Raw genomic sequence first — 23,050 nt, 5'->3', positions numbered from 1 at the left:
CGGCGCCGCGCCGCCGATACCCGCCGCGACCCGGTTCCGCCAGCAGCGTAGAAGGCCGGAACCCGCGGGCCGCGCGTCATCGCTCGGGATCCCACAACGACGTGGGTGAGAGGAACGGCCGCGGCAGGCGCCGGGCCATGCCGGCGAGCAGGTCGGCGACCTGTACCCGCGGGTCGTCCCGGGAGTCGACGGTCACCAGGCCGGCCAGCGGCGACGGGCCGGCGCCGTCGGCCAGGGCCGCCTGGAGGCGGGTCAGCCGGCCGGCCGTCAGAGCGCTCTGCTCGTCGTGGATCACCAGCACCCGGCGGCGCCCGCCGCTCCAGAACAGGACGGTCTCGGCGAGCGCCGGCAGCATCGGCTCCAGCGGCGGCGGAATCGACCGGTCGTCGTCGCTCAGCCGGGTCAGCACGGCCCACACGCGTGGCCGGCTCAGCCCGTCGAGGACGCCGGCGGCCGGTGCGGGAAGTCCGCCGCGTACCAGGGCGTCCCGGGCCTGGAAGAACCGCTCGAAGCTGCGGTGGTCCGGGCGGTGCCGCCGCTTGGTCCTGACGAGGTCGACGAAGGCGGCGAGGAGGGCGGCCCAACCGGGCCCGGCCGGGCGCCCGGCCCGGTACAGGCTGAGCGCGGCCGGGCGGTGGTCCTGGGTCAGGCGGGTGCCGGCCGCGTAGGACGGCTCGGCCAGGAACAGGTCGACGATCCGGGTGACGAGGTAGTACTCCTTGTCGACGACGTGCACGTGCGCACGGCCGGTCAGCTCGGCCAGGAACCACGCCGGCGCCGCGCCCGCGTTCGGGCCGCGCAGGAACCGCCCGGATTTGAACTCGCTGGGGGAGTGCACCCAGCCGGAGCGCAGCGCGGCGATCAGGGCGACCGCCTCGGCGACGCTCAGGTCGACGCTCGCGTGCGTGATCACCGGGGTGGCCGGGTCGAGCAGGTTGGTGCCCGAGAACCCGGACTCGTCGCAGGCGATCTCCACGACGGCGCCGGTCACGGGCCCCGTGGGCGGCAGCCCGCCCTGCAACGGCGGCCCGGCCCGTTCCCTCATGGCGACCATGCTCGCCCTCCCGGGGCGGGCGGGGCCACCCAATTGCGCCCCACCCCGCCCCGGGCGGCGTTCAGCCCGCGTCCGGTGTGGCCGCGGCGACCGCCTTCCGTACCGTCCCGGCGTCGGCGGGGGTGCCTACCGGATCGGTGAAGGAGCCGTACGGGGTGACGTAGACCGGCGTGTCCCGCTGGGTGCGCCAGTTCTCGGCGAGCGGTCCGACGTCGACGGTGTCGTAACCGATGCGGTCGAGGAACCCGGTGACGGTGCGCTTGGCGCCGGCGTCGTCGCCCGCGATCGGTAGCGCGGTGCGGTCCGCCGCACCGGCCGGGCGGCTCAGCGTCGCGAGGTGCTTGAAGTAGATGTTGTTGAAGCCCTTGACCACGTGGGCGTCGGCGAGGTGGCGCTGCAGCAGTTCACCGGTGGTGGCGGAGCCGTCCTCGAGCTCGGCGATGACGCCGTCGCGCTCGGGGTAGTAGTTGTTGGTGTCGATGACCACCTTTCCCGCCAGGGCGTCGGCCGGCACGTCGCGGTAGGCCTTCAACGGGACGGTGACGACGGCGATGTCGCCGGCCGTCGCGGCCTGCGCCGGGGTGCCGGCCCGGGCCCGCGGGCCCAGCTCGGCGACCAGGTCCCGCAGGGTTTCGGGGCCGCGGGAGTTGCTGAGCACGACGTCGTAGCCGGCGGCGACCGCCAGCCGTGCCACGGTCGAGCCGATGTTTCCGCTGCCGATGAGTCCGATTGTCGTCATGTCAGCGCGAACCTGCGGCCACCACGCGGGATTCCGCATCCGGGCCGCCCGTGACCGGCGGCACAGGTCCGCGGCCGCCCGTCGGGGCGGCGGGGTATCTTCGGTTCGCGCGGGTACACGGAGGTTGATCATGGTGAAGGTGACCCGTCGGTTCGCCCTCTGGCAGGCGGATCTCGACGGCGGCGTCTGCGCCGTGCCGGAGGAGTGCGTCGACACCCTGCGTGACCGTGAGCGCATTCCGCTCGTGCTCGAGCACCGGGTGCACGGCATCACGCCGGTGAGCCAGGGCTTCGAGACCTCGTTGCGCCACGACGTCGAGTGGCAGTTCGTCGACCTCGCCTGGCCGCCGGACCTGCGGCCTGGCGTGCTCGTCACGGTTTCCTGGCAGGCCGCCAAGGACGAGGTCGTGGTGCGCACCGCCGCCCTGGACGAGCCGATGCGGATCGACGGCGTCGACTACTTCCACGAGTACGACCCGCGGGTGGTCACCCGCGAGTTCGTCGCGGGCGGGTCGAACCGGGGGCAGGTGCTGCACGCGGTGCGCAAGCTGGGCCGGGTCTACTCCGACGGCAGCGCCGTGTTCGCCGAGTCGGGCCTCGCCGCGAGCTGTGGGCTCGGCCGGGGCGCCCGCGGGTCGTTCCTGCTCCGGAACGCCGTCGACCAGTTGATCCGCGAGGGCTATCTGACCCGGGTGTCCGGCAGCGTCAGCTCCGCGGGCTATCCCTGCTATCCGGCTGTCGCCGGGCAGAAGCCCGCCGAGCTGCTGTTCTACTCGCCGCTGGTGGAGCCGGCGCCGTACCCGGGCGACGACGCGGAGGGCGCCGAGGGCGCCGAGCGCCGCGACCACTGGGTCAACGGCTTCGTCCGGCGGCTGCCGCCGGGTGCGCAGCCGTCGGAGAAGCAGCTCACGCTCCACGAACGGGCCGTCGAGAACGCGCAGGTCGACGCCGACCTCGCACCCGGCTACACGTTCGTGAAGAAGCACCACCGCGGCGGCTGACCGAGTGCGCACGAACCGGGGTGCGGAGCTGCCGCTCTGGCCGTTGTACGCGATGTTCGGCCTGATGCCGCTCTGGTGGGTCCTCGGTGGACTCCACCTGTTCTGGCCGTTCTTCGGCCTGCTGCTGGCCGTGCTGCTGGTCAGCCGGGGCCGGGTCGGCCTGCCGGCCGGTTCGCTGCTGTGGCTGGTGCTGCTCGCGCTCGTCGCGGTCAGCGTGACCCGGCTGGACCGGGCCAGCGGCCTGTTCATGTTCTGCCTGAAGCTCGGCTTCCTGGCCACCGCGCTGGTGGTGTACCTGTACGTCTACAACGCGGCCCGGGCCGGCGCGCGGTGGCGGCGGATGTTCGGGCCGCTCTGCCTCTACTGGCTGGGCATGGTGGCGCTGGGCTGGATCGGGGTGTTCAAGCCGACGTTCGCCATCACGACGCCGGTCGAGCTGCTGCTGCCGGACGGCGCCGCCGGCAACCGGGGCATCCGGGCGCTGGTGCACAGCCACGCGACCGAGTACAACGCGCTGGGCCGCAATCCCTACTACCGGACCGCGGCGCCGTACCCGTACACGAACAACTGGGGTACCGGGTTCGCGGTCCTGGTGCCGTGCATGGTCGCGTACCTCGGCTCGGTGCGCACCGGCGCGCTCCGCGTCGCGGTGCTGGTCTCGCTGCCGTTCGCGCTGGTGCCGGCGTTTCTCACGCTGAACCGGGGCATGTTCGTCGGGCTCGGCGCCGGGCTGGTCTATCTCGGCCTGCGGGCGCTGCTGCGCGGTGACGTGCGGTTGATCGCCTCGATCGCGGGCGTCGCCGTGCTGGCCTGGATCGCCACGCTGGTCGTTCCGGTCGGCGACCTGATCTCGAATCGGGTGGAGAACACCGACTCGACCGGCGACCGGGCGGATCTCTACGCGCAGACGGTCCAAGCGGTGTTGCGGTCACCGCTGCTCGGGTACGGCGGCCCGCGGCTGTCCGACACCACCCACGGCGCCGAGCCGCTGGGTACGCAGGGCCAGTTCTGGCTGCTGATGTACAGCTACGGCATCCCGGCGGTGCTGATCTTCGTCCTGGTGTTCGTGATCATCGCGTGGCGGCTGGCCGCGGCGGTCAGCGCGCCCGGCAAGTGGCTCAGCGTCGTCCCGGTGATCGCCTTGGTGATCACGCCGTTCTACGGCTTCACGGACGTCAACCTCTCGCTGATGTGCTTCGGCATCGCGCTGGCCATGGCCGCGGTCGACGGGCCGGTCAACCGCGCACCGGCCGATGGGTCAGAACGTGCCGCCGGTGCCGTCGTCCCGCTTGCTGGACGGGTCCAGGTGTAGCCGCCCGTTACCCGCCATGGAGCCGGGCGCGCTGTCGGCGGGCATGGAGCCGGATCCGTTGCGGCGGCCGACGATGGTCACCGCGCCGATCGCCACCAGGAGCACCACGGCCCCGACCACCATAAGAAAGATCATGATGCGAGGCTAACAGGCCGTCTCGAATGGGGCATCGCCGAAAGTTCCATATACGCAGCGTCAACTTTCGGTGATACGTCAGTCCGGCGCAGTGGCGGCCGAGGCTAGAGGTTCGCCTGTTCATCCTGCTGTTTGCGGGAGCCCGCAACGGTGCTGATTGACATTGTTCGATGTGTTGCTCAACACTGGACGCATCCATCATGGGAGCGCTTCCATGGCCTCGGTACCGAAAGTTCCGGGCGCGGATCGCTTCCGACAGCCACGGAAAGGAGGGTCCCGGTGACCACCGAATCGGGCCGCTTCAAGATCCGTTCGACGGTCGTCGCGCTGGCGGTGACGGCGCTCGCGGTCGCCGGCGCGGCGACGTCGATCCCGAGTTCCGCACCCGCCCGCGCCGCCGCCGCGGCGGCCGGCGTCGAGGACGAGGGCGCCGGCTGCGCGGTGCCCGGACTGCCCGACGCGGGCTCCCTGCCCACCAACGCCAAGCTCCCCGACCCGTTCCGGAAGCTGGACGGCACCCGCATCTCCACCACCGCCGAGTGGCAGTGCCGCCGGGCGGAGATCAAGAAGCTGGCCGAGAAGTTCGTGTACGGCGAGAAGCCCGCCAAGCCGGCGAGCGTCACGGGAACCGTCTCGAGCACCGCCGTCACCGTGAACGTCTCGCACCAGGGCCGCAGCTCCTCCTTCTCCGCCCGGGTCGAGCTGCCCAGCGGCTCCGGGCCCTTCCCGGCCGTCGTCGTCCTCGGCGGCTTCGGCGCCGACACCGCCGCGATCAAGGCGGCCGGCGCGGCCGTCATCAACTACGACCCCTACGCGGTCGGCAAGGAGGGCACGCCGCGCAACAACAAGCAGGGCGCGTTCTACAGCGTCTACGGCGCGTCCAGCTCCACCGGGCTGCTGATGGCCTGGGCCTGGGGCGTCAGCCGCATCATCGACGTCATCGAGCAGTCGGGCGGCGCGATCCTGCGGGCGGACGCGACCGGCGTCACCGGATGCTCCCGGTTCGGCAAGGGCGCGTTCGTCATCGGCGCCTTCGACCAGCGCATCGCCCTGACCATGCCGATCGAGTCGGGCAGCGCCGGCGCGCCGATCTTCCGCGGCATTCCCGGCGAGGGCGCGCAGAGCCTGAGCAGCGCGTACGGCGAGCAGCCGTGGCTCGGCGACGCGTTCGGGTCCTTCACCGGCAGCCCGGCCCGACTGCCCGTCGACACGCACGAGATGGTGGCGATGGTCGCACCGCGGGGACTGTTCATCATGGACAATCCGCACATCGTCAACCTGGGTCCCCGGTCCGCCAGCGTCGCCGCACTCGGTGGCGCGGAGGTCTACAAGGCGCTCGGTGCCGGCGCCGACATCACCTACTGGTCCGACATCCAGGACGGCAACCACTGCGCCAACCGGGCCGAGTGGCGGACCCCGCTGCAGCAGCACATCCAGAAGTACCTGCTGGGCACGGGCAGCGCGGCCGGCGCGATCCGGATCTCCAGCAAGGCGGCCGGCAACCTGGCCGAGTGGCGTGACTGGCAGACCCCGGTCCTCGGCTCCGGCCCGCCCAGCACGCCGCCGACCACCCCGCCGACAACGCCGCCAACGACGCCGCCAACGACGCCGCCGACAACGCCGCCGACGACGCCGCCCACCTCCCCGCCGACGGGTTCGGGCTGCACCGCGGCGGTGTCGGTCAACGCCTGGACCGGCGGGTTCGTGGCTACGGTGCGGGTCAGCGCGGGCGCGGTCGCGGTCAACGGCTGGCGCGTCGGCCTGACCCTGCCCGCGGGCGCCACCATCACCAACGCCTGGAACGTCAACCGCAGCGCCACCAGCGGCGCGGTCCAGTTCACCAACGTCGCGTACAACGGGTCGATACCGGCCGGCGGGTACACCGAGTTCGGCTTCCAGGCCACCGGGACCAGCGCGCCGATGACACCCACCTGCGGCTCGCCCTGACCCGCGGGGTCACCGTCAGGGCGCGGTCACGCTCGACATCCAGCCCGGCTGGCCGTCGCCCTGCCGGTAGGCCACGACCTGGTACGCGGTCCCGGGCCGGCCCGCGGGGTCGGTCCACTGCTGCGTGCCGGTGCCGGCGACCAGGCCGAGCCGGTCGACGAGGTGCACGTTCCCGGCCGCCGCCTTGTCGACCTGAACGAACACCTTGGCGTAGGCGGCTTTCGCCGGTGCGACGCTGGTGTGGCCGCTGGTGATCCAGTTGCCGGCGCGGTCGACCGTGGCGGGGTTGTGGCCGGTGAGCCGGTTGATCCGGACCTTGGCGGCGTCGTAGTACTCGATACCGGCGCGGGACCACCGCCCCGGCCCGGCCAGCGCCCGGAACGAGGCGACGGCGGTGTAGGTCCGGCCCGGCTTGACCGGGATCAGCCGGCCGGCGGCGTTGACGGATCCCGCGGCGACGGCGGTCAACGACAACGAGCCGGCGCCCAGCGCGCCGGTGCCGCGGTGGCGGGCCACCCGCGTGTTGGAGACCGCGGTCCAGCCGGAGGCGGCGGTCTCCACCCCGGCGTCGGCCTTGGCGACCAGGTTGGCCGGGATCGCCGCGCTGCCGACCGGCAGCTCGGCGACCAGTGCGCCCGCGCGGTACACCCGGTAGCCGGCGATCGGCGCGTTGCCGGTCGGGTACGACTCCGCCCAGGTCAGGACCCTGTCCTTGACGATGAGCGACGCCGGGGCGGCGGCGGCCGCCGCGGCCTGGCGCAGGGGGACGCCGATCACGCCGGCGGTGGTGTCGTGCTTACCGGCCGGGCCGGCGAGCACGGTGTTCGTCACGGTGCTCTTGGCGTTGCGGGCGCCGAGCTGGATGCCGTACCAGGTGGTGTGCGGGGTGCGGTCGTCGACGACCTTGTTGCCGTAGATCCGGTCGCCGTCGCCGATGGAGACGCCGATGCCGCTGGTCTCGAACGTGCCGCCGCCGGTCGACATCTCGGTCGAGCCGCCGTGGCCCGCGTTGCGGATCGAGTTGCCGGTGATGCTGTCGGGGCGGTTCTTGACCCGGTCCATCATTCCGGCGATCAGGATGCCGGACTCGGCCGGGCGGACGATGACGTTGTCGCGGACGACGTTGCCGCCGCCCGGGCGCACGATGTGGTCGTCCGGCGCGGTGCTGCGGGTGTCCCAGTCGCCGAGGGTGCCGTAGGTGCGGTCGGCGTCGGCGTAGTCGTCGTAGGTCACTGTCACGCCCGCGCCGAACGAGTCGTACAGGCGGTTGCCGCTCACGGTCGAGCCGCGCGGGTTGGTGATGTCCTTGTTCGCGCCCTTGTGCGAGTACTTGCCGTTGGACTGCAGCACGATGTGGCCGCCCCGCATGAAGTTTCCGGAGACGGTGGCCTCCGGCACGCCCTCGAGGTACATGTCGCCGTACCCGGTGACCTTGCGCGCGACGGCGACGGCCCGCTCGGCGAAGACGGCGTTGGCCCGGATGGTGGTGCGGACGGCGTTGGTGATGTCGATCGAGTTGCCGCGGATCGTCCGGTCGAACTGGTTGTACTCGATCACCGCGCTGTCGTGGCGGCCGCCGCCGCCGATGTTGTCCTCGTCGCCGGACTCGGCGCCGCCCCAGTTGTCGAACCGGTTGTCGACGATGTGCACGTCCTCGGCGTTGTGCAGCCAGAGCTTGAAGTACTCGAGGTTGGTGAAGCGCACCTGGCGCACCGTCCACCGGTCGCCGACGCTGACGCCGCCGCCGACGTTGGTGTTCGCGGCGCCGCCGGCGCGGAAGTCGCAGACCTTGCCCGGTCGTACGGGCAGGTCGGCCGGTTCCGGTGCGCCGGCGCCCTCCCGGCAGTTGCCGTTCACCGTCAGGTCGGAGACGAGGTTGGTGCTGCCGGGCGACGGCGCGGCGTCGTCCTTCCAGCGCACGAGGAAGCTGTAGCTGAAGTTGGGCCAGCTCGACGTGATCATGGAGAGGGTGGTCGCGGTGAGGCCGCTGCCCCGCAGGTCGACGTTCGGCGGCAGGCGCAGGCCGGCGCCGAGCGGGTAGTCACCCGGCGACAGGAAGACCGTCGCCGGCCGCGGCGCGGTCAGCACGGCGCCGTCCGCGCCGACCTCGGCCGGCACCGCCAGCGCGGCGGCGGCCGTGATGGCCTTCTTGAGCGCGGGGTGGTTGTCGCCGGCGATCGGGGCGGGCGCCGCGACGCAGAGCGGATCGGCGGCGCAGTCGGCCGCGGTCATCGCCGCCGGGCTCACCGTCGCGGCGAGCGTGTACGTGGGCTCCGGTTCCGGCCGCTGCTCCTCGGCGAGCGCGTACGCGGTCGACCCAGAGAGGGCCGGCATCACCAGCAGCACCACGGCGAGCGCGCGGCAGGCGCGCGGGAACGGCAGCGGCATCGGTTCTCCGTGGTCGGGGGGCGGTTACGGATTCCGTCGGGCGCCCGCCTCAAGCAGGGCTCAAGGCGGGCTCAAGCCCTTATGCGCCGCCGTTGATGGCGCCCGTACGCAGGGCGCCCTCCTTGACCTTCCACTCGTTCAGCAGCCGGTCGTAGGTGCCGTCGTTGATCAGCGAGTACAGCGCCGTCTGCATGGCGGCGGTGAGCTCCCTGCGGTCCTTCGCCACGCCGATGCCGTACGGGATGGCCTCGATCTGCGGGCCGGAGAGCTCGAGCGTCGGCATCTTCTCGACGTCCAGCGCGGCGATGGGGAAGTCGTTGAGCGCCGCGTCCGCCTTGCCGTCGCGTACGGCGACGGACGGTCCGGCCGTCGGCACGATGGTCAGGCCCTTCTTCCCGCAGTCCTGCTTCTGCGCCTCGGCCATCTCGACGAAGACGGTGTCCGGCTGAACGGCGACCCGGCGGCCGCAGAGCCCGGCCATGCCGCCGATGTCGCCCTGGCCCTTGGGGACCACGATCGACGTGCCGGCGTTGAGGTAGTTGACGAAGTCGGCCTTCTTCTGCCGCTCGGCGCGGTCGAACATCGACGACATCGAGAAGTCGATCTTGTGGCCCTCGACCTGGTCGAGCAGGTCGCCGAAGCCGACGTTCTGCCACTTCACCTTGAGTCCCAGCCGCTCGGCGATGGCATTGCCGAGGCTGGCGTCAAGGCCGGAGAAGGTGGAGCCCTTCATGAAGGTCATCGGCTCGAAGCTCGGGTCGGTGCCGCCGACCAGCACGCCGGACTGCTTGACCGAGTCGGGCAGGGCGGCCCGGGCCTCGGCGAGGCGGTCGACGGGCTGGCCGCCCTCCGGCTCGTCCTGGCCCGCGCAGCCGGCGGCGCCCGCCAGCGTCAGCGTGACGCCCAGCAGCAGGGAAACGATCTTCATGGGAACACCTCCTAAGTATCTAACTGATCTCTTCGGTTCCCGGTGGGCTGAGCTGAGCGGAAGGTGCCCGATATGCGCGCTTTCCAGCTAATCTTCGGTCAGGGAGGTTCCCGTGACGTTCACCATCCGGCGCCAGATCGCCGGCCTCGCCGTGATCGGGTTCGTGCTGGTGATCGTTGCCGGGGCGATCGGCTATCGCGGCACGTCGGCGCTGGCCGACCAGCAGGCGCAGGCGCGCAACTCGGCGGCGGCGCTGCAGGCGGTCCAGTCCGCCGACCTGGCCCGGGCCCTGTACCGGGGCAACGTGCTGTCCGCGCTGGTGACCAACAACGCGACCGAACGTCAGACGGTGCTGGACAGCATGGGCGCCAACGTGGCCCAGGCCCGGGCCGGCATCGACGACGTGATCCGCTACCTGCCCGAGATGCGCGAGCAGGCGGACGCCGTGCTGCCGACCCTGGACGAGCTCATCGCCTCCGGCCAGCGGATCGTGACGTTGGCCAGCCGGGTCGCCTCCGACCCGACCCGCTCGGCGGCGCTGGCCGCCCGGCCCGCGTACGACGAGGTCGACAAGAAGATGGCGGCGAGCCTCGACGCGCTGCGGTCCGAGATCACCGTGGCGGTCAAGGACTCCTACGACGAGGCCAACGCGGCCGCGGACCGGGCGAAGCTGCTCACCGTGGTCGTCGGCCTGCTGGCCGCGCTGGTCCTGGGCGGCGCCGCGCTGCTGCTGGGCCGCCGGATCGCCCGGCGGGTGGACCACTGCCTGGCGGCGGCCAACTCGATCGCGGCCTACGACCTGACCGTGGACGCCGACCTGCCGGGCAGCGACGAGCTGACCCAGCTCGGCGCGAGCCTGAACGCGATCGTCGGCTCGCTGCGCGCGGCGCTGACCGAGATCGCCGGCAACGCGGGCTCGGTCGCGGCGGCCTCCGAGGAGCTGACCGCGACGAGCCGGCAGCTGTCCGAGGGCGCCGGCACGGCCTCGGCGGAGGCGGCGGCGGCCAGCCGCGACATCGGCATGGTGACGGCGAGCGTCGATCAGACGACGGACGCGGCGCGGGGCCTGGAGGGCTCGATCCAGGACATCACCTCGGCCGTCACCGAGGCCGACACGGTGGCCAAGGAGGCGGTGGGGCTGGCGGTCACCACCAACCGCACCATCGAGCGGCTACGCAGCTCGAGCGAGGAGGTCTCCGCGGTGGTCAGCATCATCACGGCCATCGCCGAGCAGACCAACCTGCTGGCCCTGAACGCGACGATCGAGGCCGCCCGCGCCGGCGAGCAGGGCAAGGGCTTCGCCGTGGTCGCCGGCGAGGTGAAGGACCTGTCCCGCGAGACGGCGTCGGCCACCGGGGACATCGCCGCGAAGGTGACGGCGATGCAGACGGACACCGCGCAGGCCTTCGAGGCGATCACCCGGATCAGCGCGGTGATCGACCGGATCGACGAGCTGCAGCGCTCGATCTCCAACGCGGTGGACGCGCAGACGAACGCGACCGGGCAGATCGTCGCGAGCATCTCGTCGGCGGTGGCGTCGGCGTCGGGGGTCTCCGAGTCGATCGCCCGGGTGGCGGACACGACGAACCTGACCCACGAGGCGGCGAGCCAGACCGAGTCGGCGGCGGCCGAGCTGTCCCAGCTCTCCCAGCAACTGCGCACGGTGTCCGACAAGTTCCGGCACTGAGCGCGGCCCGGCCGCCGTCCGGACCGCTTAGGGCCGCATCTCGTACGCGCCGCAGAGCGCGACGGTCTGGTCCCACACCGCCGCGGTCCGGGCCGCGTCGGTCACCGGGCGGCGGACCTGCGCCAGCGCCCACGCGGCCTGCTCGGCGGTGGTGGCGGCCTTGCCGTGCAGCTCGATCGCGTACGCGGAGAAGTCCTGCACCAGGATCGCGAAGATCTCGTCGAGCAGGGTCCGGTCGAGCCCGGTCAGCTCGGCCTGCTCCAGGATCAGCTGGCCGTAGACGACCAGCGCGAAGAGGTGGCCGATCGCGAGCAGGAAGTCCAGGTCGCGCTGCTGCTCCTCGCTGGGCGCGTCGCCGGTCAGCAGGGCGCACAGGCCGTCGGCCTGCTCCCGGAAGCGGGCGACGTTGGGCAGGTCCGCGTGCGCGTCGTAGGCGATGCGCCAGTCGTGGAAGCGGATCGCGCCGAGGCCGCGGGCCGGGCCCTGCCGGAACAGGAACTCGTCGTCGGCCGGGTCGAAGCGCGGCGGCACCGGCGCGTACTCGGCCGGGTTGAGCAGGTAGTTCGGCATGAACTTGAGGATCAGCGCGAGGTTGACGTGCACGGTGCCCTCGAGCTTGGGCAGGCCGCGGATGTCCTTGGCCGCCTTGTCGAAGTAGGTGTCCGCCTCGAAGCCCTTCGCGGCGATCACGTCCCAGAGCAGGTCGATGACCTTCTCGCCCTCGGTGGTGACCTTCATCTTGGTCATCGGGTTGAACAGCAGGTACCGGCGGTCGTCCGGGCCGGCGGACCGGAAGTAGTCGACGGCGCGGTCGCTGAACAGCTTCATCGCGACCAGCCGGGCGTACGCGTCGACGAGCTCGCGCCGCACGTGCTGGAAGTCGGTGACCGGCTTGCCGTAGAGCATCCGCCGGTGCGCGTGCGTGACGGCCTCGTACATCGCGTGCTCGCAGATGCCGATGGCGGCGGTGCAGAGGTTGAACTTGCCGACGTTGACGGTGTTGAGCGCGGCGTCGAACGCGGCACGGCCGGTGTGCAGCACGTCCTGCTCGCGTACCGGGTAGTCCTCGAGCCGGAACTCGCTGACGTACATCTGCGCGTTCACCACGTTCTGCACCAGGTGGTACGCGGGGTGCCGGCTGTCGGCGGCGAAGAAGACGTAGCCGTCCGGCCCGTCGACGTCGGCGCGGCGGCCGAAGACCGACACCAGCCCGGCGACGTTGCCGTTGCCGATGTAGTACTTGGTGCCGCTCGCCACGAAGCCGCCGGCGGCGTCCGGGGTGAGGATCATGTCGGTGGCGTAGATGTCCGCGCCGTGCCCGCGCTCGGACAGCCCGAACGCCATGACGTGCCCGTCGGTCAGCAGCCGCGCCGCGTGCGCCCGGGCGACCGGGTTGGCGCTCTGCCAGACCGGGCCGAGGCCGAGGACGGTCACCTGCCAGGTGTACCAGTAGCCGAGCCCGTAGAAGCCGAGGATCTCGCTGAGGGCGGCGTTGCGGGCGGTGTCCCACCGCTTGGCGGGGTCGTCGCCGTCGGCCGCGGGCGTCATGAACGTCGCGAACAGGCCCTCCTTCGCGGCGAAGTCCAGGAAGTCGCCGTACCAGGCCCGGTCGATGTAGCTGCCGAGGAGCTCCTTCTTGCCGCGGTTCTCGAAGAAGTCGATGGTGGCGCGCAGCAGCCTGCGCGTCTCGGCGTCGAGGTGCGCGGGGTCGTAGGTGTGCGGGTTGAACAGCAGCGAGTTCGCCATGACGGCGTTCCCCTTCCTGCGGGCGGGTGACGGGTGGTTGGCGAGGTCAGCGGTCGAGGCCGCGGAGCGTGGCGAGGACGTCGTCGAGCCAGTCGAGCACCATCCGCTCGTACGCGATGCCGCCGCGCAGCACCACGTGCTGCAGGCGCTGCCCGGTGTCCAGGGCGCCGGCGTCGGGGAAGTCCCGGCGCTCGCCGGTCAGGTAGCGGTCGAGGGTGCCCTCGTGGGTGGCGCGGTAGCGCTCGACCTCGGTGACCAGCGCCGCGCGCCCGTCGGCGTCGTCGAACGCGGCCCCGCGGATCTTGACGGCCAGCTCGTGCCGGACCGCCTCCGGCTGCACGGGCGCCCGCAGCCACGCGGTGAGCACGTCCCGGCCCGGCGCGGCGACGGACCAGGACCGCTTGTCGGGCCGCCCGCCCTGGCCGATCTCGACGGCCGTGACCCAGCCGTCGGCCTCCATCCGCTTGAGGACGTGGTAGATCTGCTGATGGGTCGCGGTCCAGAAGCGGCCGATGGACCGCTCGAAGCGCCGGGCCAGCTCGTATCCGGACCCGGGCTGCTCCAGCAGGGAGACCAGTATCGCGTGCTCCAGGGCGGCAGGTGTGGCCCGCAATCGATTCCTCACGCCGTTCGGTGGTACCGCCGATCGGCTAGATCCCGACGCTGTCGCCGTAGTCCTCGCCGAGGCCGGGGCCGTAGCCGTCGCCGAAGCCGTCGCCGAAGCCGTCGGCGTACCCGCCGTCGCCGAACCCGCCATAGCCGTAGCCGCCGGGCCAGTACGGGCTGTACAGCCCGTCGTCCTCGTCCCACTCGTCGTACGGCCCGCTCGCGACCGAGCTGCTCGGGGCCGCCTGTCCGGTCGAGGCCGAAGCCTGAGCCGGTCCGGTGCCGAGCGTCGCAGCGGCGAGCAGGCCCAGGCCCATCGCTGCTATCCGTGTTGCCTTGTTCATGTCTCCCCTTCTGCGGCAGATGCTATTGCCCGCATATCGGACCATGTCCCGCCGCCGCCTGTCCGCCGTTTACACGGAAGGATTATCGCCCCGGAAATATGTTCGAACGACCTTTTAAATCGTCTTGACCTGGGCAAACGTGGGTATGTGAATCGGGTGTCGCGAATTGACATTCGCGTGCAATCGCAGGGCTGTTGTGATAGTCGACGAATGCAGAATCATCCCGCGCGGGTGAGTCGCGGGATCGGGGTCCCGGGTGAGGCTGGGCCCCTGGCCCTACCGAAGGAGCGGCGGCATGAGGATGCGGCCGGTGCGTCTCAACGCGGCGACCGCGAGCCTGTTCATCGTGGGCTCGTCCTGCTTCGTGGTGGGCTCGGTGCCGGCCTACAGCGACGCGGTCGGGGGAGTCGGCGACGCTCTCACCTACTTCGTCGGCTCGATCTTCTTCACCTCGGCGTCGTACCTGCAGCTCCTGCAGGCGCAGAACCCGGCGATGACCGAGGTCGACGAGAGCGGGCAGCACGCGCCGGAGCCCGTCACACTCTGGCGCTGGCTGCCGCAGGATCGGGGCTGGCTCGCGGCGGTCACGCAGTTCGCCGGGACGCTGTTCTTCAACATGAGCACCCTCGCCGCCCTGGTGCAGAACGCCTCGGTGCAGGAGCAGGACCGGCGGGTGTGGCGGCCGGACGCGGTGGGATCGATGCTCTTCCTGGTGTCGAGCGTCTTCGGCATTCTCGTGGTCGCGAGCCTGCGTGCCGGGCGGCCGCGGTCACTTCCCTGGGCCGTCGCCTGGCTGAACATGGTCGGATCCGTCTTCTTCATGGCGTCCGCCCTGGCCAGCTACGTCCTTCCCAGCACCGGCGACGCGCTCGCCGAGCGGCTCGCCGTCGCCGGCACCCTGCTCGGCGCGCTGTGCTTCCTGGCCGGTGCCGTGCTGATGTTCCCGGCCTGGAGACGGGCCGTCCGGCAGCCCGGCCCGCTGCCGGCGCCCGCGATCGATCTTGAGGAGAGCGAATGACCGCCGTATCCGACGCCGACCTGTTCGGCAACCGGTTCGTCACCACGGAAGTGCCGTCCCGGGAGTTCCCGGAGGCGGGCATGTCCGCACTGGACGCGTTCCGCCTCGTCGCCGAGGACCTGGCGCTCGAGGGCGACCCGGCGCGGAACCTGGCGACGTTCGTCACGACCTGGATGGAGCCGGAGGCGCAGCGGATCATCGCCGACAACCTGCACCGCAACTTCATCGATCACGCCGAGTATCCGCGCACCGCCGAGATCGAGCAGCGCTGCATCCGGATGCTCGCCGACCTCTTCCACGCGCCCGGCGAGACGACCGGCGCGCGCACGCAGGGCTCCTCCGAGGCGATCATGCTCGGCGGCCTCTCGCTCAAGTGGAACTGGCGCAAACGGCGCGGGAGCACGACCGCGAGCCCCAACCTCGTCTTCGGCGGCGACGTGCACGTGGTCTGGGAGAAGTTCTGCCGCTACTTCGACGTCGAGCCGCGGATCGTGCCGCTGCGGCCGGGCAAGTACACGATCGGTCCCGCGGACGTCGAGCCGCACATCGACGAGAACACGATCGGCGTCGCGGCCGTGCTCGGCACCACATTCACCGGGCACAAGGACGACATCGTCGGCATCAACGACCTGCTGGTGCGGATCAAGGGCGAGCGCGGGATCGACGTGCCGTTGCACGTGGACGCCGCCAGCGGCGGGTTCGTGTGGCCCTTCCTCTATCCCGACTCCGCCTGGGACTTCCGCCTCGAACAGGTCCGCTCGATCAACGTCTCCGGGCACAAGTTCGGCCTCGTCTACCCCGGCATCGGTTGGCTGATCTTCCGGGAGACGGCCGACCTGGCCGACGAGCTCGTCTTCAAGGAGAACTACCTGGGCAAGACCGACTCGACGTTCACCCTGAACTTCTCCACCGGCTCGTCGATGGTGCTGGCCCAGTACTACAACCTCGTGCGGTACGGCCGGGCCGGCTACACCTACATCATGAAGAACATGCAGACCAACGCCCGGGCGCTCGGCGAGCAGCTGACGGCGATGGGCCTGTTCGAGCTGATCGGTTTCCACGACGAGCAGCTGCCGCTGGTGGCGTTCCGGCTCGCCGCCGACAACGGGTACGACGAGTTCGACGTCGCCTGGCAGCTCTCGGCCGAGCGCGGCTGGATGGTGCCGGCGTACACCCTCCCGCCCGACGCGCAGGAGGTGACGATAATGCGGGCGCTGGTCAAGGAGACGATGAGCCGCGAGCACGTCGACACGCTCGCCCGCGACATCGCCGAGGCGTGTGCCACGCTCGCGAAGAAGGGCGGCGCGCACCCCTCCGAGCGGCGCAAGATCGTCACCGGCCCGGGTCACTGAAGGCATGCGCGAGGGCCGGGGCTCATGTCGAGCCCCGGCCCTTGCGTTTCATCGGTTCGGTCAGCTGCGCAGGTCCAGAACCACGGACCAGTAGAGCAGCGTCGCGGCCTCGCCGGGGCTCAGCGGCGGGTTCTTGCCGACGGAGTTGACGATGACCTTGGCGCGGTAGTTCGAGTAGTTGCCCTTGGCAAGGGCCGCCTCGAAGTCCTTGAGCGCCGACTCCTGGCCGGTGCCCAGGTACTCCCGCGTCAGCTTGAGCAGCCAGGCGTCGCTCGCCTGGACCGTGTAGCTCACGGACACCGGCGCGGCGGCGTTGCCCGCCTTGTCGACGCCGCCCGCGCAGACCACGGTGTGCACACCGAGGTCGTTGTTGCTGGTGGTCGCCGTCGCCTCGGTGGCGACGCCCGAGACCTGGTCCGCGGTGCGGCAGGTGGCGGACGGCACGCCCTCGGCGCCGTACCTGGCCCCGTTGGTCACGCCGGCCACCGACACGACCGGTGCGGTCTTGTCGACGTTGAGCGCCAGCGTGCTGGTGGTGCCGTTGCCGGCCTTGTCGCTGCCGGTGCCGGCCACGCTGAGGGCGGTGCCCTCGGTGGTGACCGCCTTGGCGGCGGGGCAGGAGGCCACGGCGGAGACCGTGTCGGTGCAGGCGTAACGCACGGTCGGCGCGGTGCGGTACCAGCCGGCGGCGTTCTTCGTGCCGTCCACCGTCGCGGCGATCTCCGGCGCCACCAGGTCGACGTTGACGCTGACCGTGGCGGCGGCGGTGTTGCCCGCCTTGTCGACGGCCGTTCCGCTGATCTTCTGGGCGGCGCCGTTCGTGGTCACCGTCGTGTCGGCCGGGCAGGTGGCGATGCCGGAGCCCAGGTCGGTGCAGGTGAAGTGGACGGTCGGGGCGGTGCGGTGCCAGCCGCCGGCGTTCGGTGCCTGCACGACCGTCGCCGTGATCGCCGGGGCGGTCTTGTCGACGTTCAGCGTGACGGAGGCGGTGCTGGAGTGGCCGGCCTTGTCGACCGCGCTACCCGTGACGACCTTGCCCGTGCTGTCCAGGTCGACCGGCGCGTCGGCGGGGCAGGTGGCGATGCCGGAGCCCGCGTCGGTGCAGGTGAAGTGGACGGTCGGGGCGGTGCGGTGCCAGCCGTCGGCGTTCGCGTCGCCGAGCACCGTCGCGGTGATCTCCGGCGCGGTCAGGTCGGCGTTCAGCGTCACCGAGGTCTCGGCGGTGTTGCCGGCCCGGTCGACGGCGATGCCGCTCAGGGTCTGCGCCTTGCCGTCCGTGGTCACCTCGGTGTCCTCGGGGCAGACCGCGATGCCGGCGCCCGCGTCGGTGCAGGTGAAGTGGACGATCGGCTTGGTGGTGTACCAGCCGTCGGCGTTCGCGTCGCCGACCACCGTCGCGGTGATCACCGGGGCGGTGCGGTCCACGTCGACCAGCACGGTCGTGGTGGAGGTGTTGCCGGCCCGGTCGACCGAGGTGCCGGTGACGGCCTGGTCCGCGCCCTCGCCGTTCACCGTCACGTCAGCCGGGCAGGTGGCGATGCCGGAGCCGGAGTCGTTGCAGGTGAAGTGGACGGTCGGCGTGGACTTGTACCAGCCGTCCTCGCTCGCCGCGCCGATCACCTCGGCGACGATCGACGGCGCGGTCTGGTCGACGCTCAGCGTGACCGACGTGGACGCGCTGTTGCCGGCCTTGTCGACCACGGTGCCGGTGATCTCCTGGCTCACGTCGTCCTTGGTGACCTTGCGGTCCTCGGGGCAGTTCGCGACGCCGGAACCCGTGTCGGTGCAGGTGAAGTGGACGGTCGGCGCGGTGGTGTACCAGCCGTCGGCGTTGGTGTCGCCGGTGACGGTCGCGGTGATCACCGGTGCGACCCGGTCGACGCTGATGGTGACGGTGTCGGTGGCGGAGTTGCCCGCCTTGTCCCACGCGGTGCCGGTGACCTTCTGGTTGGCGCCGTCCTTGGTGATGGCGGTGCCGGTCGGGCAGACCGAGACGGTGTTGCTGCCCGAGACGGTGTCGGTGCAGGTGAAGGTGATCGACGGCGCGGAGGTGTACCAGCCGTCGGTGCCCTTGGTGCCGGACACGTTGGTGACGACCACCGGCGGCGTCTGGTCGATGCTCAGCGCCGTGGTGACGGTGGCGGTGTTGCCGGCGGCGTCCGCGGCGGTGCCGGAGAAGCGCTGGCTCGTCCCGTCCTTGTCGGCGAGCAGGTCGGCCGGGCAGGTCGCGATCGAGCTACCGCTGTCGGCACAGGTGAAGTGGATCGTGACGGGGGTACGGAACCACCCGTTCTTCGGCGCCGCCGAGAGCGTCGCGGTGATCGTCGGAGGCGTCCGGTCGTTGCCGGTGTTCACCGTGGTCGTGGTCGTGGTCGACTCGTCGGACGGCTCGGTCGCCGGGGTGCCGGGCGTGGCCGGGTCGGTCGGCGCGGGGGCGCTCGGCGCGGGGTCGGTCGGCGTGACGGGCGGGGTCGGCTGGGTCGTCGGCGGGGTCGGCGCCGGAGTGGTCGTCGGCACCCAGACGGGCACCGTGCCGGTCACCGCGTTGCTGCCGCCGATCGCGTTGTAGGCCTTGACCTCGATCATCCACGACTTGGTGCTGTCGAGGGTGAGCGTGGCCGAGGTGGCCGGCGCGTCGACCCGGAGCGACTTGGTGATCTTGTCGGTGCCGTAGCTCACCAGGTAGTAGGTGGGCGCGGGGCCGGACGGGGCCGGCTGCCACACCAGCTCGACGGTGCTCGCGGCGTCCGCGCGGCGCTGCAGGACCAGGCCGGTCGGGTCGCCCGGGCGGTACCGGTCGATCGTCGACTTGGCCGTCGCGCACTCGCCGAACTGGTTCGCGGGGGTGACGGCGAGGGTGTAGACGCGGGCCGGGTCGGCGTTCTCGTAGCGGAACGTGGTGTCCGTGGTGGTCTTGTCGACCAGCACGACGCCGTCGCTGATGCGGGTGAAGACGACGTGGTAGCCGGTCAGCGGGGTGTAACCGCCCCAGGAGGGCGCGGTCCACGACTCCGTGACGGTGGTGCCGTTGTCCTCGCGGCCGTTCACCACGCCACCGACGTAGGTCGGGGCCAGCGACTTGAGCGTCCAGTACGCGGTGCTGGAGGTGTTGCCGGCGGCGTCGGCGGCGCCGACGCGGACCTTGTAGTTGCTGCAGACGTCCGGCGCGTCGACCGTGTAGCTCTGAGTCGTGGACGGCACGTTGACGACGGTCTCGACGTTGCCGGCGACGCTCTCGACGACGTAGTGGTGGGCGCCGGCGACCGGCTTCCAGCCCACGTTGATCTTCTTGACGTCGTCGGCCGCGCGGGCGACCGTAAAGCTCGCCGGGGCGGCCGGCGCGGCCGCGTACACCGCCGTCGGCGTGCCGGTGACGATCACCGCCGCTCCGAGCAGTCCGAAGCTCACCTTGGTGAGCAAGCGCCTCGCGTCCATCTGGCCTCTTCTCGATCTTTTACTTGTCGGAGCTCCCGATCGGCGAGAAACCTCAAGCCGACCTCAAGCCCACCTCTGTTTTTGCGCAAGCTCGCGGCCCGAGGGCCGCACGGTCAGCGGGTCATGTCCGCCGCGACCGAGACCTGACCCGCGCCGGTGGGGCCGGCGGCGGGCAGGGTGAACCAGATCCGGGCGCCGCGGCGCACGTTCGGGTCGGCGCCGATGGAGCCGCCGAGCCGCTGCACGATCCGCCGGCAGATGGTCAGGCCGAGCCCGGTGCCGGGGTAGGCGTCCGCGTGCGCCCGGTGCAGCTCGCCGAAGATCGCCTCGTGCTGCCCGTCGGGCACGCCGATGCCCTCGTCGGTCACCTCGACCAGGACGAGACCGTCGTCACCCGTACGCGCGGCGATGTGCACCCGGGCCGGCTCGCCGGGCCGGACGTACTTGAGCGCGTTGCCGACCAGGTTCTCCAGCAGGCGCCGCAGCATCCCGTGATCGCCGCGGACGGCGGGCAGGAAGTCCCAGGTGATCTGCGGCGCGGGCCAGGACGCGGCGCCGGGGCGCAGCTGCTCGACGGCCCGGTCCGCGACGACGTCGTCGATCAGGGCGGCCAGATCGATGGTCGTCAGGTGCAGGGCCGTGCCGCTGACCGTCGAGTAGGCCAGCACGTCGTCGATCAGCCGGCTCATCCGGTCGGTGCCCCGGTTGATCTCCGCGACGAAGTCGTCGTAGTCCGCCGGGCGGGGGCTGCCGACGTCGAGGTAGGTGAGCAGCTGCGCGTACCCGCAGATGCCGGCCAGCGGCGCCTTGAGGTCGTGGCTGATCTCGCGGGCGAAGGCCTCGAGGTCCTGCACCGAGCGGCTCAGCTCGGCGACCCGGCGCTCCAGCTCGGCGTTGCGCAGGCGTTCGCGCTCCAGCTCGGCGTACAGGTGCGTGGCGGGCCGCTGCGTCGTCGAGACGATGTACCGGCGGGACAGCCGGGCGATGTGCCGCCGACGCAGCGACCACCGCTGTGCGCGGGAGGGCACGAGTCGCATGGTGTGACCGTTTCGGGAGTCGTCGGACAGCTCGGGGCGCGGGGAGTCAGCGTCGTACTGCACCGTCGGCCCTCTCGTCGGCGAGGTATCCGGACATCACCCGGATCGCGCCGGCGACGGCGCTCTCCACGTCCGCGACCAGCGCGGTCAGGTCCTGCTCGCTGGTGCCGGCGATCGCGTTGCGCTCGACCTGGGCGCACGCGTGCGCCAGCGGGTCGGCGCCCAGCAGCGCGCTGGACGACTTGAGCGTGTGCGCGGTGGCGCGCAGCGCGTCGTGGTCCTGCTTGCGCAGCGCCTCGGCCAGCGCCGAGCGGCGCCCGTCGAGCTGGGCGAGGAACGTGTTGACGGTGGTGACGACCAGCGCCCGGTCCTCGAGCTGCTCCTCCAGGTCGCGCAGCTTGCTCAGGTCCGGCCCGGCCTCGTCGTCCGCCGCCGGCACCGGCTCGTCCGGCCCGGCCGCCGGCGCCACCGAGAGGTACGGCTCCAGCGCGGCCCGCAGCTCGGGCAGCGTGATCGGTTTGCTGAGGTGCCCGGTCATGCCGGCCTCGAGGCAGCGTTCCCGGTCGCCGCGCAGCGCCGTCGCGGTCAGCGCCAGGATCGGCGTGCCGCAGCCGGCCGACCGGACCTGCCGGGTGGCCTCCAGCCCGTCCACGCGGGGCATCTGCACGTCCATCAGCACCACGTCGTACGTGACGGCGCCGAGCAGCGCGGTCACCGCCGCGGAGCCGTCGGCCACCGTGTCGCACTCGACGCCGAGCAGCTCGATCATGCGGCGGAAGACGGTCCGGTTGACGTCGTTGTCCTCGGCGAGCAGCACCCGGCCCCCGCCCAGCGGCGGCACCGTGATCGGCGCGCCGCGCACGCCGGTCCGCTCCCAGTTCAGCGCCGCGACCAGGCGGCGGAGCACCAGCGGGGCGGTCAGCACGTCGGGCTTGCGGACGATGCCGGTGCGCGGGTCGGTGGTGCTGATCATCTGGGCCCGGCCGGTCGGGCCGAGGAGCTCGATGACCGTGTCGGCGCGGCGCACGGCCTCCGGGTCGTGCGAGTCGTCGCACCATAGGACCGTGTCGACGTCCCGGACCCGGGTGGCGAGGTCCTCGAACTGAACCGGCACCGGCTCGGCGCCCGCGCTCCTGAGCAGCCAGGACAGGGCCAGCGTCGAGCGGGGCGACGGCGCGACGACCGCGATCCGGCGCTGCGTCAGCGGCAGCGGCCCCTGCTCGCCCGGCTGCTGCGGCGCGGGCGTCAGCGGCAGCCGGATCAGGAACTCGGAGCCCTCGCCCGGCTGCGACCGCACCGCGATCGTGCCGCCCATGCACTCCACGAGCCGGGCGGCCAGCGCCAGGCCGAGGCCGGCGCCCTCGTGCCGGCGCGCGGTGGACGGGTCCGCCTGCACGAACGGGGCGAAGATTCGCGCCTGATCGGCCGCGGGAATGCCGGGCCCGGTGTCCGACACGATGATCTGGTACGCGTCGTCGCCGTCGGGCGCGGCCGTGACGATGACCTCGCCGGTCTCGGTGAACTTGATCGCGTTGCCGACCACGCAGGTGAGCACCTGGCGCAGCCGGTGCACGTCGCCGAGCAGCGCCGGCGGCAGGGACGGCGCGGGCGCCGCCAGCAGCAGGATGCCCTTGCGGCGGGCCTGCTGCTGCAGCGGCTCCACGATGGACTCGAGCACCGGGCGTACCGCGACGGGCTCCAGCTCCACCCGCAGCACGCCGGTCTCCAGCCGGGCCAGGTCGAGCAGGTCGTCGGTCAGCGCCTTGAGCGCGTGCACGGAGCGGTGCACGCTGTCGACGACCTCGCGGACCTCCTGCTGCAGCGGCTGGGCGCGCAGCAGCTCCACCGCGGCGACCACGGTGGTGACCGGTGTCCGGATCTCGTGCCCGAGCAGGGCCAGGAACTGCGACTTGGCCTGCGCCACCGCGTCGTCCGGGTCGGTGTCGCCGGCCGGCGCGCTCTCGACCGTGACCAGCCGCCGGTGCGAGCCGCAGTCGCTCTCCAGGTGCGCGACCCGGACGCCGGTGCCGGGCGCGTCGCACCGGCAGGCCAGCACGGTCGGCGGCGACTGGGGCGTCAGCTGCCGGGCGGCGGACAGCAGCCGGCCGTGCGCCGGGCAACCGGCGTCGCCGTCGGCCAGCAGGGCGCCCTCGCACGCGTACGCGGCGTCGCCGTCCGGCCGCCAGCGGCCGTTGGCGACCAGGACGCGGCCGTCGGAGTCCACGATCGCTGCCGGACCGGGGATCGCCTCGACGAGCGTGCGCGCCGCATAACCCATGCGCTGACCTTTCGGGGGAGCGGGACCCGGGGGGTCAGATCCAC

General features: G+C 72.0%; 17 protein-coding genes. 6 read left to right on the top strand and 11 right to left on the bottom strand.

The window, feature by feature from the left end:
- Positions 1-76 precede the first annotated feature (76 nt).
- Together ACIBSW_RS38610 and ACIBSW_RS38605 are read right to left on the bottom strand one after the other, a co-directional pair.
- Positions 77-1,045, bottom strand: a complete 969-nt coding sequence (locus ACIBSW_RS38610) for a hypothetical protein (protein WP_354730299.1) — start codon at positions 1,043-1,045, stop codon at positions 77-79.
- Between the two features lie 70 nt (positions 1,046-1,115).
- On the bottom strand, positions 1,116-1,925 hold the full coding sequence (locus ACIBSW_RS38605) for an NADPH-dependent F420 reductase (protein WP_404799591.1): 810 nt from the start codon (positions 1,923-1,925) through the stop codon (positions 1,116-1,118).
- On the opposite strand from ACIBSW_RS38605, the gene ACIBSW_RS38600 reads away from it, so the two are divergent.
- Both ACIBSW_RS38600 and ACIBSW_RS38595 read left to right on the top strand, forming a co-directional pair.
- A complete protein-coding gene (locus ACIBSW_RS38600; protein WP_354730303.1) occupies positions 1,924-2,793 on the top strand; it encodes a hypothetical protein in 870 nt (289 codons plus the stop codon). The genes ACIBSW_RS38605 and ACIBSW_RS38600 overlap by 2 nt on opposite strands.
- 4 nt (positions 2,794-2,797) lie before the next feature.
- Positions 2,798-4,105 carry an O-antigen ligase family protein gene (locus ACIBSW_RS38595; protein WP_354730305.1) on the top strand — a complete coding sequence of 436 codons (1,308 nt, stop codon included), beginning with the start codon at positions 2,798-2,800 and terminating at the stop codon, positions 4,103-4,105.
- Here the strand turns inward: ACIBSW_RS38595 and ACIBSW_RS38590 are convergent.
- On the bottom strand, positions 4,052-4,240 hold the full coding sequence (locus ACIBSW_RS38590; RefSeq protein WP_354730307.1) for a hypothetical protein: 189 nt from the start codon (positions 4,238-4,240) through the stop codon (positions 4,052-4,054). The genes ACIBSW_RS38595 and ACIBSW_RS38590 overlap by 54 nt on opposite strands.
- Before the next feature lie 279 nt (positions 4,241-4,519).
- Here ACIBSW_RS38590 and ACIBSW_RS38585 point away from each other — a divergent pair, with 279 nt between their 5' ends.
- Positions 4,520-6,187: a cellulose binding domain-containing protein gene (locus ACIBSW_RS38585; protein ID WP_404799590.1), complete on the top strand. Its 1,668-nt coding sequence runs from the start codon at positions 4,520-4,522 to the stop codon at positions 6,185-6,187.
- A gap of 15 nt (positions 6,188-6,202) precedes the next feature.
- Here the strand turns inward: ACIBSW_RS38585 and ACIBSW_RS38580 are convergent, their stop codons facing one another.
- Together ACIBSW_RS38580 and ACIBSW_RS38575 are read right to left on the bottom strand one after the other, a co-directional pair.
- The gene (locus ACIBSW_RS38580) at positions 6,203-8,575 is read right to left on the bottom strand and encodes a hypothetical protein (RefSeq protein WP_354721800.1); all 2,373 of its coding nucleotides are present in this window, start codon (positions 8,573-8,575) and stop codon (positions 6,203-6,205) included.
- 79 nt (positions 8,576-8,654) lie between these two features.
- Complete coding sequence (locus ACIBSW_RS38575) at positions 8,655-9,503, bottom strand: ABC transporter substrate-binding protein (protein ID WP_354721801.1); 849 nt, start codon at positions 9,501-9,503, stop codon at positions 8,655-8,657.
- Between the two features lie 112 nt (positions 9,504-9,615).
- On the opposite strand from ACIBSW_RS38575, the gene ACIBSW_RS38570 reads away from it, so the two are divergent.
- Positions 9,616-11,190, top strand: a complete 1,575-nt coding sequence (locus ACIBSW_RS38570) for a methyl-accepting chemotaxis protein (protein ID WP_354721802.1) — start codon at positions 9,616-9,618, stop codon at positions 11,188-11,190.
- 27 nt (positions 11,191-11,217) lie between these two features.
- Here ACIBSW_RS38570 and ACIBSW_RS38565 read toward each other — a convergent pair whose 3' ends face one another.
- From ACIBSW_RS38565 to ACIBSW_RS38555, 3 genes are read right to left on the bottom strand one after another with little or no spacing between them, the layout of a single operon-like run.
- Positions 11,218-12,936, bottom strand: a complete 1,719-nt coding sequence (locus ACIBSW_RS38565; protein WP_354721803.1) for an acyl-CoA dehydrogenase family protein — start codon at positions 12,934-12,936, stop codon at positions 11,218-11,220.
- Between the two features lie 46 nt (positions 12,937-12,982).
- The gene (locus ACIBSW_RS38560; protein WP_354721804.1) at positions 12,983-13,561 is read right to left on the bottom strand and encodes a PadR family transcriptional regulator; all 579 of its coding nucleotides are present in this window, start codon (positions 13,559-13,561) and stop codon (positions 12,983-12,985) included.
- 25 nt (positions 13,562-13,586) lie between these two features.
- Complete coding sequence (locus tag ACIBSW_RS38555; protein WP_354721805.1) at positions 13,587-13,886, bottom strand: hypothetical protein; 300 nt, start codon at positions 13,884-13,886, stop codon at positions 13,587-13,589.
- Positions 13,887-14,181: 295 nt separating this feature from the next.
- On the opposite strand from ACIBSW_RS38555, the gene ACIBSW_RS38550 reads away from it, so the two are divergent.
- Together ACIBSW_RS38550 and ACIBSW_RS38545 are read left to right on the top strand one after the other, a co-directional pair.
- Positions 14,182-14,904 carry a hypothetical protein gene (locus ACIBSW_RS38550; RefSeq protein ID WP_354721806.1) on the top strand — a complete coding sequence of 241 codons (723 nt, stop codon included), beginning with the start codon at positions 14,182-14,184 and terminating at the stop codon, positions 14,902-14,904.
- Positions 14,901-16,256: a glutamate decarboxylase gene (locus tag ACIBSW_RS38545; RefSeq protein WP_354721807.1), complete on the top strand. Its 1,356-nt coding sequence runs from the start codon at positions 14,901-14,903 to the stop codon at positions 16,254-16,256. The genes ACIBSW_RS38550 and ACIBSW_RS38545 overlap by 4 nt, the downstream gene beginning before the upstream one ends.
- Positions 16,257-16,316: 60 nt before the next feature.
- Here the strand turns inward: ACIBSW_RS38545 and ACIBSW_RS38540 are convergent, their stop codons facing one another.
- The 3 genes from ACIBSW_RS38540 to ACIBSW_RS38530 form a co-directional block, all read right to left on the bottom strand.
- Complete coding sequence (locus ACIBSW_RS38540; protein WP_354721808.1) at positions 16,317-19,691, bottom strand: Neogenin; 3,375 nt, start codon at positions 19,689-19,691, stop codon at positions 16,317-16,319.
- A 113-nt stretch (positions 19,692-19,804) separates the two neighbouring features.
- On the bottom strand, positions 19,805-20,728 hold the full coding sequence (locus ACIBSW_RS38535; protein ID WP_354721809.1) for an ATP-binding protein: 924 nt from the start codon (positions 20,726-20,728) through the stop codon (positions 19,805-19,807).
- Between the two features lie 46 nt (positions 20,729-20,774).
- Complete coding sequence (locus ACIBSW_RS38530; RefSeq protein ID WP_354721810.1) at positions 20,775-23,006, bottom strand: ATP-binding protein; 2,232 nt, start codon at positions 23,004-23,006, stop codon at positions 20,775-20,777.
- Between the last annotated feature and the right edge of the window lie 44 nt (positions 23,007-23,050).

Origin of the sequence: Actinoplanes sp. NPDC049668, assembly GCF_044465445.1 — a bacterium.
GTDB lineage: Bacteria > Actinomycetota > Actinomycetes > Mycobacteriales > Micromonosporaceae > Actinoplanes.
This window is presented reverse-complemented; position numbering and strand designations above follow the sequence as displayed.

What these genes read in the sequence shown, in the direction of transcription:
- ACIBSW_RS38610 (WP_354730299.1), bottom strand. Translation starts at nt 1,045, where the DNA reads ATGAGGGAACGGGCCGGGCCGCCGTTGCAGGGCGGGCTGCCGCCCACG.
- ACIBSW_RS38600 (WP_354730303.1), top strand. Translation starts at nt 1,924, where the DNA reads ATGGTGAAGGTGACCCGTCGGTTCGCCCTCTGGCAGGCGGATCTCGAC.
- ACIBSW_RS38605 (WP_404799591.1), bottom strand. Translation starts at nt 1,925, where the DNA reads ATGATCAACCTCCGTGTACCCGCGCGAACCGAAGATACCCCGCCGCCC.
- ACIBSW_RS38590 (WP_354730307.1), bottom strand. Translation starts at nt 4,240, where the DNA reads ATGATCTTTCTTATGGTGGTCGGGGCCGTGGTGCTCCTGGTGGCGATC.
- ACIBSW_RS38580 (WP_354721800.1), bottom strand. Translation starts at nt 8,575, where the DNA reads ATGCCGCTGCCGTTCCCGCGCGCCTGCCGCGCGCTCGCCGTGGTGCTG.
- ACIBSW_RS38575 (WP_354721801.1), bottom strand. Translation starts at nt 9,503, where the DNA reads ATGAAGATCGTTTCCCTGCTGCTGGGCGTCACGCTGACGCTGGCGGGC.
- ACIBSW_RS38565 (WP_354721803.1), bottom strand. Translation starts at nt 12,936, where the DNA reads ATGGCGAACTCGCTGCTGTTCAACCCGCACACCTACGACCCCGCGCAC.
- ACIBSW_RS38555 (WP_354721805.1), bottom strand. Translation starts at nt 13,886, where the DNA reads ATGAACAAGGCAACACGGATAGCAGCGATGGGCCTGGGCCTGCTCGCC.
- ACIBSW_RS38550 (WP_354721806.1), top strand. Translation starts at nt 14,182, where the DNA reads ATGAGGATGCGGCCGGTGCGTCTCAACGCGGCGACCGCGAGCCTGTTC.
- ACIBSW_RS38545 (WP_354721807.1), top strand. Translation starts at nt 14,901, where the DNA reads ATGACCGCCGTATCCGACGCCGACCTGTTCGGCAACCGGTTCGTCACC.
- ACIBSW_RS38540 (WP_354721808.1), bottom strand. Translation starts at nt 19,691, where the DNA reads ATGGACGCGAGGCGCTTGCTCACCAAGGTGAGCTTCGGACTGCTCGGA.
- ACIBSW_RS38535 (WP_354721809.1), bottom strand. Translation starts at nt 20,728, where the DNA reads ATGCGACTCGTGCCCTCCCGCGCACAGCGGTGGTCGCTGCGTCGGCGG.
- ACIBSW_RS38530 (WP_354721810.1), bottom strand. Translation starts at nt 23,006, where the DNA reads ATGGGTTATGCGGCGCGCACGCTCGTCGAGGCGATCCCCGGTCCGGCA.